General features: G+C 61.9%; 11 protein-coding genes. 8 read left to right on the forward strand and 3 right to left on the reverse strand.

Going from position 1 to position 10,316, the window contains the following annotated elements; genetic code table 11:
• On the forward strand, window positions 1–570 hold a 570-nt coding region (locus J4F42_13360), incomplete at its 5' end, for an NIPSNAP family protein (protein ID MCE2486498.1).
• Between the two features lie 43 nt (window positions 571–613).
• On the opposite strand, the gene J4F42_13365 is transcribed toward J4F42_13360, so the two are convergent.
• Window positions 614–2,155: a DUF1329 domain-containing protein gene (locus J4F42_13365; GenBank protein MCE2486499.1), complete on the reverse strand. Its 1,542-nt coding sequence runs from the start codon at window positions 2,153–2,155 to the stop codon at window positions 614–616.
• A 14-nt stretch (window positions 2,156–2,169) separates the two neighbouring features.
• Here J4F42_13365 and J4F42_13370 point away from each other — a divergent pair, with 14 nt between their 5' ends.
• The 7 genes from J4F42_13370 to J4F42_13400 all read left to right on the forward strand — a co-directional run bounded on the left by J4F42_13370 (window position 2,170) and on the right by J4F42_13400 (window position 6,502).
• Window positions 2,170–2,427 carry a hypothetical protein gene (locus J4F42_13370; protein MCE2486500.1) on the forward strand — a complete coding sequence of 86 codons (258 nt, stop codon included), beginning with the start codon at window positions 2,170–2,172 and terminating at the stop codon, window positions 2,425–2,427.
• A gap of 238 nt (window positions 2,428–2,665) precedes the next feature.
• The gene (locus J4F42_13375) at window positions 2,666–2,869 is read left to right on the forward strand and encodes a type II toxin-antitoxin system RelE/ParE family toxin (protein MCE2486501.1); all 204 of its coding nucleotides are present in this window, start codon (window positions 2,666–2,668) and stop codon (window positions 2,867–2,869) included.
• Between the two features lie 4 nt (window positions 2,870–2,873).
• Entirely contained in the window at window positions 2,874–3,158 is a 285-nt protein-coding gene (locus J4F42_13380; protein MCE2486502.1) for a HigA family addiction module antidote protein, read from the forward strand.
• A gap of 141 nt (window positions 3,159–3,299) precedes the next feature.
• Complete coding sequence (locus tag J4F42_13385; GenBank protein ID MCE2486503.1) at window positions 3,300–4,616, forward strand: pentapeptide repeat-containing protein; 1,317 nt, start codon at window positions 3,300–3,302, stop codon at window positions 4,614–4,616.
• A gap of 94 nt (window positions 4,617–4,710) precedes the next feature.
• Window positions 4,711–5,334: a hypothetical protein gene (locus tag J4F42_13390; protein ID MCE2486504.1), complete on the forward strand. Its 624-nt coding sequence runs from the start codon at window positions 4,711–4,713 to the stop codon at window positions 5,332–5,334.
• A 588-nt stretch (window positions 5,335–5,922) separates the two neighbouring features.
• Window positions 5,923–6,312 carry a hypothetical protein gene (locus J4F42_13395; protein ID MCE2486505.1) on the forward strand — a complete coding sequence of 130 codons (390 nt, stop codon included), beginning with the start codon at window positions 5,923–5,925 and terminating at the stop codon, window positions 6,310–6,312.
• On the forward strand, window positions 6,296–6,502 hold the full coding sequence (locus J4F42_13400) for a hypothetical protein (protein ID MCE2486506.1): 207 nt from the start codon (window positions 6,296–6,298) through the stop codon (window positions 6,500–6,502). Before J4F42_13395 ends, J4F42_13400 begins: the two co-directional genes overlap by 17 nt.
• 28 nt (window positions 6,503–6,530) lie before the next feature.
• Here the strand turns inward: J4F42_13400 and J4F42_13405 are convergent, their stop codons facing one another.
• Together J4F42_13405 and J4F42_13410 are read right to left on the reverse strand one after the other, a co-directional pair.
• Window positions 6,531–8,945 (reverse strand): penicillin acylase family protein, encoded by a 2,415-nt coding sequence (locus J4F42_13405; GenBank protein ID MCE2486507.1) that lies wholly within the window; start codon window positions 8,943–8,945, stop codon window positions 6,531–6,533.
• A gap of 52 nt (window positions 8,946–8,997) precedes the next feature.
• Window positions 8,998–10,203 carry an ABC-F family ATP-binding cassette domain-containing protein gene (locus J4F42_13410; protein MCE2486508.1) on the reverse strand — a complete coding sequence of 402 codons (1,206 nt, stop codon included), beginning with the start codon at window positions 10,201–10,203 and terminating at the stop codon, window positions 8,998–9,000.
• Between the last annotated feature and the right edge of the window lie 113 nt (window positions 10,204–10,316).

A 10,316-nucleotide genomic window follows, 5' to 3' on the forward strand; every position in this document is an offset into this window, starting at 1 on the left:
CACAAGCATGGACTGGGCGTGCTGGGATTCTGGACCGAGGAGTTTGGCGCCAGCCTCCAGGTCACCTACATGTGGATGTATGAAACCTTTGACGAGAGACAGCAGAAACTGGCGGCGTTTGCCTCAGACCCGGCCTGGCAGCGGCAAGTGGCGGAAGAGACGGAGCGGGAAGGCGCCATTGTCGCCCAAGTCCACAACACGATGCTGTTATCGACCCCTTACTCGCCTGACCCCCAGATCAAGACCAAGGTCCAGGAGTGGCGCATTTACGACGCAGTGCCAGGCCGCCTGCCCGACCTCCACAACCGCTTCGCCAACCATACCCTGGGTCTGTTTGAGAAGCACGGCATACAGAATATCGGCTACTGGACCGAGGTCGTTGGCACCAGCAATCGGCTGGTCTACATGCTCGGTTACCCCAGCCTGGGCGACCGGGAACAGAGCTGGAAGGCATTCATGAAGGATCCTGACTGGCAGCGGGCACGGGCCGCGTCGGAGGAAAACGGCCCGTTGGTGGCGAAGGTCTCCAACAAAATCCTGCGGCCGACTGCCTACTCGTTCAGCAGCTGAGGTCTCGGGCGGGCGGGTGTCGGTGCGCCGGGCTTGGCGACGCCTACTTGCCGCGCTGCATCAGCCGGCTGAAGCTGAACAGCTCCAGCGACAGGTCGTGGTTATAGCGCGACCTGCTCACGCTTGAGACGGTAGTGCGCTCGGTCCGGTGATCGATCCACGAGCGGCCGAGCAGAATCGGCACCTCGACATTGGGGTTGTCCTGGGCGTAGCGCGGGTGGCCGTAGCTGTACAGCAGGGTTCGCCAGTGCTCGCCCTCGGTGTCAAACATGAACGCGTACAGCGGGGCCGAGGTCTGCTGGTCCACGTACAGCACCCGGCGGCTGTAGGGATGCTGGGGACTGCGCGGCAGGGTTTCCAGCACATACACCTGGCGCAGCTCCCAGGGGTCGGTCGGATAGCCCCCACCGCTTCCCCCGAAGCGCGCCGTCCGACCCCGTACAAAGCCTGGCACCAGGGCCAGCTGGCGGGTCACCAGGCGCCAGTCGAAGGTCGGGATCTGTTCGCCGACCACATCCTCGGCAATCATGGTAAAGCCCAGGGCCGAGGCTTCGGGGTTGTGGCCGACGGCTCTGAACTGGCCGCTGTTGGGCGCGGTCATCCACTGGCCGATGGGACGCCGGTCGGTCTGGTAGCGATGGCGCAAAAAGCCCATGCCGCGGCCGGCCGGGGCCGAGGTCTGGTCAAAAGGAAAGCTGAGCAGCTGCACATACTCTTTGGCCACAATCCCGCCGTTTTGCCAGTCCGCGACGTTATACTCCTGCCTGGCCCGGTACATGCCGAAGGCTTGGGCCGAGTGGCTGGAAAAGGTGTACTGGGTCTGGCTCTGGCTGTCGCGCGACACCGTTTCGGTCCACTGCTCAATACGGTCGGCGCTATCTCGGTAGCGGATGTTCCAGGCAGCTTTGAGCCCGGCCTGGGGGTCGGTCTCACTCAGCGCGGCAAAGGGCAGCCCGGCCCGATAGGCTGCAAGCTCGGCACCGTCGTCCCCGAGTCGGACCTGATCGCCAGCGCCCAGGGTAGCCACGATATAGGCGGCGCTGGGCGGCAGGTCGGTCGTCTCCTGGACCACGATGGAGAAATCGCCGTTGCCAAGATGGCGCAGGAGTTGGGGCGGGAGCAGACCCTGGGCCGCCTGCCAGTTGTCGGCCGAGATGCGCAGCCCCGGAGTGATTGTCCCGGTCAGCGGGGTGCCGCGCCGGTAGGGGTAAAAGCCGTCCAGCACCCGACCCCGAAAAGCCACATCGCCGTGTCCGCTGCCGTGCCTGTCGGCCAGACCGCGGGCGATCAACAGCTCACGCTCGATCTGCTGCTGGGACAGGCCGAATTCGGTGCGCAGACGCTCGCGCGTGGCCGGGGCCAGGCGATTATAACGCGTGAGGCTCTCCTCGTACTCGACGACCGCCTCGGGGTGGCGACCCTGTTTGAGATGGGTCTGGGCGGTGTTGTAGGTGTTGAACGCCAGCAGAAAATCGTTCATGCCCAGCACGCCGGCCCGCGGTTGGGTGGGCGACGGCGCACTGCACGCCCACAGCGCGGCGGCGCTCAGCACGGCCAGGGTGCGGAAAAGACTGGTAGAGCGCATAGCAGCCTCCCTGCGTGTGGCTCTATCCCCGTCTCGGCGCGGCTGTCAAGCGCTACGTGGCATCCTTGGGGCTGAAACCCGGAACGCTGGCCCGACCCGGTTTAGTCGGCGTCAAGCTTCTCGGCCAGCCAGACCTTGCTCAGCGACTGGTAGGGGACATCCCGCTTGTTGGCCGCAACCTTATCGGAGCCTACGCTAAAGAAGAAGCCGATAAGTGGAGCGCCGAATACAACGAAGCCATGTCAGGGGTTCCGACGGAGAGTGATAACTGATGCCGACCCTCCACTGGCTGACCCGGGACGAAACCCTCCGCCCCGCCTCTCGCGCGTCGTATCGGCTGTTGGGCGAAGCGTCTGCCTTAACGGTTGGGCACTCGAAAGTCGCCGGACAGTTGTGCTTCACCGTTCCGCGTCGTATGTTCTTGCCATGATTCGGTCGTGGCGTAACGCCACCAGTCGCAAAGTCTGGGAAGGCGCACGGCCAAACCGGTTTCGCAGCCTGGATTTCGATATGGCGATCGATCTGCTGCTGGCGCTGCATGCTGCCGGAACGCTTCAAGACCTGAGTCCCCTCAAGAGTGTCGGGTTACACAAGCTTAAAGGCGAACGCAAAGGACAATGGGCTATGACTATGAACGGTCCCTGGCGGATCTGCTTCGAGTTCCGTAAGGGGGACGCCTTCAGTGTCGAGCTTGTTGATTATCACAGAGGATAGAACAATGCCCCCTGTTTCACACCCAGGCAGACTGCTGAAGCGTGAGCTTGAGGCACGCAGCCTGAGCGCCAATCGGTTGGCGCTCGCTCTCGGCGTGCCCTCCGGCCGCATCACTGACATCTTGAACGGTCGCCGGTCGATAACCGCCGAGACCGCGGTCCGGCTTGGCCGCTATTTTGGTAACCGGCCTCATTTCTGGCTCGAACTCCAGAGCCAATACGACATTGCCTTGGTCGAACGAGACCGTGGAGCAGAAATAGCCAAGCAGGTGCGACCCGCCAGCGCTTGAGCCCATCAGAGGACTCGGAGGCGAAGGACCGCCAGGCCGGGAGATTCTGCATTGAGGCTGCCGCCTGTTCCCTCTCCCCTTGGGGGAGAGGGCTAGGGAGAGGGGTAATTTCCAGATAAGCCCCGTAGCCAGTAATCTACGATGAATCTTTTTCCCATTTTTCAGTACGGCCTTGTCGGCACGTTTGTCGTGTTACTGGGGACTTTCCTGTTGGTCATGCTCTCCGAAAGTGTAGAAGGCTATGCTTCTCCGCTTTTCGGCCTGGACGCGAAAAACGACACGCTGACATTTCTCGGCATCGGCCTGGGCGGCGTGCTGCTCGCCCTGCAAGCCCTGATGTCCTACAGACGCGCCAAGGCGCTGGAGGACACCGCGAACACGCAAGCCGCCGCTGCCAAGGCCCAAGCGGACGCTACAAGAGAGCAGGCCAAAGCCAACCACAACACCGAGCAGGGGCAACGGCAGGAACGCCTGAAAAACGCCATTGAGCATCTTGGGCACGCATCGGACTCGGTGCGCTTGGGCGGAGCCTACGAACTGTTCCATCTGGCAGACGATACGGAAGAGTTACAGCAGCGGCAGCCGATGCTAGACATTCTTTGTGTCCACCTCCGTCAGACGACGGGCAAAGACGAGTATCGGAAAAAGCATCCGTCGAAACCTTCCGAAGAAATTCAGAGTCTGCTGACCTTCCTGTTCGTGCAGGAGCACGAAGTCTTCAAAGGACTCCGTATTAACTTGCAGGGAAGCCATCTGAATGGGGCTGATCTCACTCAAGCTCGTTTAGAAAAAGCTGACCTGACCGGAGCCTATCTACGGGGAGCTAATTTCAGTTGGGCTTGGATGCAAGAAGCTGTTCTCGCCAAGGCGCACCTTCAGAGCCCTGACTTCCGCGAAGCACGACTTCAGCTAGCACGTCTCGACTGGACAAAAATGCAAGGGACTAACCTGCACGGGACCTGGATGCAAGGTGCCTCCCTGGTCCAGGCAGAATTACAGGGAGCTTATTTGAGCGGAGCAAGGTTACAATTAGCCAATCTTGGGTCCGCACGGTTGCAAGCAGCGTCCCTAGACCAAGTGCAGTTCCAAGAGGCCAGTCTTGATGGGGCGACGTGGAGTGCCACGGACAGCAATGCTTCTTCATTTGAAGATCGTATGAGGAGGGGAATATGGCGCGTCAACCTATACCGCCGCCTACAGGACGACCCGTATCAGCGCGACCCATATGAGGCTATTTTTGCAGGTGGATTGAAGCAGGAAGACCTGGATTCCCTTGTCGAGGGTCTCCCTGATGAAAGAGTAAAGGAGTTCCGAGGGAAGTTGAAACCACACGTGGGTAAACCAGCGAGTCACGAACTACCGGGCGGGTTTACCGGAGCCTACACCGCCCAAGAAGCCGAACAATGGATAGCCGAATACGACGAAGCCATGTCAGAGGCCGGGAGTGTTGCGCCTTAGCCCCCCTGAGAAGGGGGGTTGGGGGGTTCGTAGCTTGGCAGGCAAACCCCCTCAATCCCCCTTCTCAGGGGGAAGGTAAGAGAGAGAGTAACTGATGCCGACCCTGCACTGGCTGACCCGAGACGAAGACCTCCGTACCGCCTCCCGCGTGCCGTATCGGTTGCTGGAAGAAGCACCCGCCCTGTCGGCGGGGGAGCCGGACACGGGTAACCTGCTGATTCAGGGCGACAACCTGGAAGCGCTCAAGGCGCTGCTGCCGTTCTACGCCGGGCGGGTGAAGTGCATCTATATCGACCCGCCGTACAACACGCGCTCTGCCTTCGAGCATTACGACGACAGTCTTGAGCACACGCAATGGCTGGCGATGATATGGCCGCGTCTGGAACTCCTGCGTGACTTGCTGGCCGCCCATGTGTGGTTCAGCGAGACCGGGCGGCCGTGGAACGGAAACGGGGATTCGCCTTTCCTGGGTCTGTACGACGGCCACGCTTATGCGCTGCTGTACAACGGCATTCTGGGCGACAAGCACCCGAATGGCGGCAACGTGCTGACGCGGGCCACACTTGCTGCGATTCGAGAGGAGATTGAGCGAGAGCACGTGCGTTTCGACGGTCCACTGACGGTCTATGGCGAACAGTCGCGGCTGGCCTCCGCAACTTTGGAGCGGACCGGCATCACCTTCAAGCAGATGCCGTATGAGGTGAAGGCACGGACGTAAGGAGATGAGGTGCAGCTTGTTTGTCCCCCTCACCCTAGCCCTCTCCCTCCAGGGGCGAGGGAACAAGAGCGGAAGATATTGCTCCGGAAGCGATGGAGGTCGGCTCTCGCCGGAATAACAATCCCCTCCTTGGACGTGTGATGCATATTCCCAGGAACCTACGCTCGCCTGCCGGGCGCTGAGCGTCGGACCGGGAAGAACCCACCCCCCTGTCCGAGGAGGGGAGGGGGGCGGGTCCCCTCCTCGGAGGGGTGGCCGAAGGCCGGGGTGGGTGCCTTCTCGGCCGGTGGATAACGCAATACGCATCACACGTCTTGGAGGGGTGGCCCGAAGGGCCGGGGCGGGTCCCGCCGACTCTAACGCGCTCCGGCCCTGAGGCTGCAACCCACCCCGCTGCTCCGCATCACACGTCCCAGGAGGGGATAAGACTGAGGGAAGAAGACGTGTCATGCAACTGAAGCAATATCAGGCCGATGCGCTGGCTGTTCTGCGTCGCTTCTTTGAAGAAGCCCGCATGGTCGGGCCGAAGAACGCCTATGAAACCATCACTAAAGAATCCGACTATGCGGACCGGCTCGGACGTTGGAAATGGACGAGGATGAATTTACGATCCGGGAGACCGCACGCAGCTTTGAGATCGACATTGACGGCAGGCACGTCACTCATCAGTTCGCCGGCGAGGAAGAACAACTCACGCTGAATATAGACGTGGCAGGCTGGATGCCTGAAGCCCTGGTCGTGTGGCTCGACCGGCAGGTACGTCAGCTCGACATCGGGCAGGGTGAATTGGTCAAGTGGCTTTCCGACCTTGTCAACCACCTGATGATCGGACGGGGTCTTCATATTGCCGCACTCATGCGCTGCAAGTTTATCCTGGCGCGAAAGATACGAGACAAGATCAGGGCCATTCGCCGGCAAGAACGGAAGAGCGCTTACCAAAGACAAGTTCTACCCCGACTTTGTGGCGCTGCTGCATGATGGACGGCTGCTCGTTGTCGAATATAAAGGCGCGCATATCGCGGACGGAGCGGATACTGCGGAGAAGCGGACGATTGGCGAGCTGTGGGAACGCAAAAGCAACGGCACGGGCCTGTTCAGCCTTGTCGAGAAAAACGTCAACGGGAAGAATGCGCGTCAGCAGTTGATGGAGCGAATCGGAGCCGCTTGAGACAACACCACTCCGCTTAACAAGACTGCTATGGATGCAGGACGGTCTTGCGCTGGCTGACGGCTTCGATCTTGTCCCGTGAGTACAGGACGGGGAAGTATTTTCCCGCCTGCCACAATGGAACGAGGTCTCGGTAGTGCGGGTCGTCCGGGTTGCCGGACTGTCCGGGCGCGTTCACGCCCAGCGAGCGATCCCAGTCCGACAGGTCGGCAATAATCCGAAAGGACGCCCCGGTCTCCTGGGCTGCACTGTTGTCGGTGTTGTTGAGGGTGAAGTTATCCCCGCCCCGGGCGATGGGACCGACCTCAAGGCGTTCGGCATAGGCGGGGTTGACGGCCTTGCCGAGCGGGTGGGGCATCAGGATGTGATGGTACTCGGCCTGACCGTAGGTCCAGGCCTGCGGCTCGGGACCGAAACGCTCGGTCAGGCTCTGCACGGCCTGTTCCAGGCTGGTCAGGACAAACTGGTCGCGGCCCGCAGTCGGATCGTCGCCATAGCGCTCGTCCGGGGCGAGCAGACTGTTGAGCACGGGCTGGAGGGCGATATCGGGAAAGTGCTCGTGCAGGGCCGGGGGGACGGAGCGGTCAAGAAAATTCTTCCACAGGCGCTCCTGCCAGGCTGCATAAATACCGGCGGCGACCGAGTCTTTGGCCAGGACAGAGTCCCAGCCGCGCAGGGTTTCAAGCGCCTGCTGAACCGGCGGCTGGTCGGAGTGCAGGCCGCTGAGCAGGGGCACGAGGGTGCGGGCCGGAATGGACAGCTCGTCGTTCTGTAGCCGCATCATGTCCATGGTGGTGAACTGCCGGCCGCTGGCCAGGACTTCCTGGGCGCGGGCAAAGCGGTAGGGCTCGATCCAGAAATAGCTGATCGGGTAGGGGTAGTCGGCCGGCAGGTTTTCCTGGTTGGCGGTAGCCCAGAAGCCCTGGGGCGGATTGAAGACGTGGGGCAGCTGTTCGATCGGCAGATAGCCGTCCCACTCGAAGCGACCGTCGCCCGGCACCGGCAGCAGGCCGCTCCAGTTCGGCCGCAGGGGAACGATGCCGACAGCCTGCCAGCCGATGTTGCCTTCCAGGTCGGCCCAGACCATGTTCTCCGAGGGTGCCCGGGAGTAGGAACACGCCTCGCGGAACTCCTCCCAGTTTTTGGCCTGGTCCATGCGCAGGCTGGACAGATATGGCGCCCCGCCGATTTCCCGCCAGGCGGCCCGCAGGGCATAGGCGCGTCGGGTGTCCGGGTCGGTCTTCAGGACCGGGCCGTGACGGGTGTAGCGCAACTCGACCCTGACCGGTTCCTGGCCTTTGACCGGTATCGTCTCCGTGTAGACGCGCATGTTTTGCCACTCGCCCAGGTAGCGGTACTGGTTCGGGTTGTCGGGATTGGTCTCGTACACGTACAAGTCTTCGGTGTCGGTCGGAAAGATGGTCAGCCCCCAGGCGCCGTATTCGTTGTGACCGATCGACACGCCGGGCAGGTGCGGCTCACCGCCGCCAATCACGTTCCAGCCCGGCGCGACCAGGTGGACCCAGTAGCGGAGTGACGGGGCGGTGATGGCGCGGTGCGGGTCGTTGACCATGAACGGCTGACGACTCAGGGTATGGGAGCCGGCCACCACCCAGTTGTTGCTGCCCTCACTGTCGGTCTGGGCCGGCTGCTCGGTGGGCGCGGCCGGCTCGCCCTGATCGGCGGGCGTGGCCCGGGCGGCCGGGTCAACAATATCCTCGGGCGCGAACTCCACCCGCTGTCGGGCGGCGGTGTAGTATTTGTCAACATCGGCCGGTATGGCGGCCAGATCCAGGCCCTCGGCAACGCTCAGGTCGGGCCTGCCAGGGTGCAGGTTCAACAGCTCACGCGCTGTGTCCGGTCCGAGGTCGGGCAGCACCCTGGCCAGACGCAGTTCGATCTGGAGATTCAGAAAAATCCCGCCCAAGCGAGACACCACGATGTCCGGGGTCCAGGCTTGGGGCTGGATGCCGAGCAGCTGGAACTCGACCGGCAGGAGTTCGGGCTGCTGCCGGGTCTGGGCGATATAGGCGTTAATGCCGTTGACGAAAGCGGTGATGATCTGCTCGCCCTGGGGATGGTAGTGGTACATATCAAGGCGCAGGTCGCCCCGGGGGCGCAGCAGACGCGCGCCAATATCACGGTCGAGCGCCTTGGGGCCCTGAATCTCGGCCAGGGTGCCGGTGACCCGACGGCGCCAGATTTCGAGCTGAAACAAACGGTCGCGGGCCGCGTTATAGCCCTGGGCAAAGAACAGGTCGTCCTGGTTGCGGGCGTAGATGTGGGAGATGCCCCAGCGGTCGGTCAGAATTTCGACCGCTTCGTTGAGGCCGGCCACCTGCACACGAGTCGCTTGCTCCTCGGCTCGGAGGGTGGAGAGCGGGAGGCTGAGAATGACGGCAAGGAGGCTCATGACAATGACGTGGACACCACCAGATTTCATTTTCTCTGCTCGCGTAGAAACACCAGGATGAGGATGTGGTCCGCTGCGGAGCTTAGCCAATTGCTTGGGGGGTGTCTACGTCAACGATCCGAAGCGTCATGTCTGGGTGGCTCGACGCCTCATCCTGACGGCGGATCTGCCAGCGCGTTTTTGTGAGTCGGGACAGAAAATATGCGTCATGGCTGACCAGCAGCAGACCGCACGGACAGTCGTGTAAGGCCGTCTCAAGGCATTCGATTGAGGGGACATCGAGGTGATTGGTTGGTTCATCCATGACGATGAGATGCGGGGTGTGTAGCATTCCCAAGGCGAGAAGGAGCTTACGTACCTCGCCAGGACTGGGCTGCCCGGTTTCCAGCAGACGCTGGGGCCGTGAGCCCAGGCGACTGATCATTGTCATGAGCTGACCTCGTTGATCTTTTGCCAAGCTCCGCGTCTGGCCGACGATGTCTTTGGCCTGTTGGCGTGGAATTTCCTGGGGGATGTAGGTGACTCGTTCCGGGGGCAGTTCGACGCTTTTTATGAGCCTGGCAATCAAGGTGCTCTTGCCGCTCCCGTTGGCTCCGGTGAGGGCGATGCGATCGTCGGGACGCATGTACAGGCTCGGGACGTGCAGCCACCGATCAGGCCCGAGGGGAAGACGACAGGCCCGAAGGCTGAACAGCGTCGCGCGCTTGGACTGCGTGCCTTGCATCAAGATACCGAGAGCAGAGGTCTTTGTGACCCCTATCGCCTCCTGTTTGTGACGCACCCGGTCCAGGCGTGCATCGAGCTGACGGAGGAGTTTTCCACCGACTCCGTCTTTGCCGGTCGCCCGGGCCAGATTTTTTTGACCGCGCGCGTCATGATCTTTTTTTGCCAGACCGCGTTTGGAGCGTTTGTGGTGCGCCTGGGCCGCATCCGCTCGACGACGGTGCGCTTCTCGTTCTACGCGTTGCCGTTCACGTTTGGCGTGAGCGTACTGCTTGTCTGCTCGCCGTGCCTCGGCCTCGGCCTGTCGAGATCCCTGGCTGAAACCGCCGGGTCGCAGCACCACCTGGGGCGGGTCGATGAACACACACTGCTGGCAAAGCGTATCGAGCAGGGCACGGTCGTGGCTCACCAACAAACCGACGCCCTGAAAAGACTGCAAGGCGGTGATGAGCAAGTCCCGGGCTGCCGCATCAAGGTGGTTGGTCGGTTCGTCAATGGCTAAAATCTGCGGGCGTCGCCACAGGGCCACACCGATTTGGGCGCGTTTGCGTTCTCCGTGACTCAAGGTGTGCCAGCGGCCTCGCCAGGTTTCCGCCACATCTAGAGTGGTTCACGATAGGTTGTAGCCATTGGAGCGGTCGTGTGATAGCAGCCGAGGGCGGAGGACCACAGGATGCC

The sequence above is a fragment of the Desulfurellaceae bacterium genome, assembly GCA_021296095.1.
Classification (GTDB): Bacteria; Desulfobacterota; Binatia; order Bin18; family Bin18; genus JAAXHF01.

Bases quoted from the DNA above. Each gene is read 5' to 3' on its own strand.
- J4F42_13365 (MCE2486499.1), bottom strand. From the start codon at position 2,155: ATGCGCTCTACCAGTCTTTTCCGCACCCTGGCCGTGCTGAGCGCCGCC.
- J4F42_13375 (MCE2486501.1), top strand. From the start codon at position 2,666: ATGGCGATCGATCTGCTGCTGGCGCTGCATGCTGCCGGAACGCTTCAA.
- J4F42_13390 (MCE2486504.1), top strand. From the start codon at position 4,711: ATGCCGACCCTGCACTGGCTGACCCGAGACGAAGACCTCCGTACCGCC.
- J4F42_13405 (MCE2486507.1), bottom strand. From the start codon at position 8,945: ATGAAATCTGGTGGTGTCCACGTCATTGTCATGAGCCTCCTTGCCGTC.
- J4F42_13385 (MCE2486503.1), top strand. From the start codon at position 3,300: ATGAATCTTTTTCCCATTTTTCAGTACGGCCTTGTCGGCACGTTTGTC.
- J4F42_13380 (MCE2486502.1), top strand. From the start codon at position 2,874: ATGCCCCCTGTTTCACACCCAGGCAGACTGCTGAAGCGTGAGCTTGAG.
- J4F42_13395 (MCE2486505.1), top strand. From the start codon at position 5,923: ATGGACGAGGATGAATTTACGATCCGGGAGACCGCACGCAGCTTTGAG.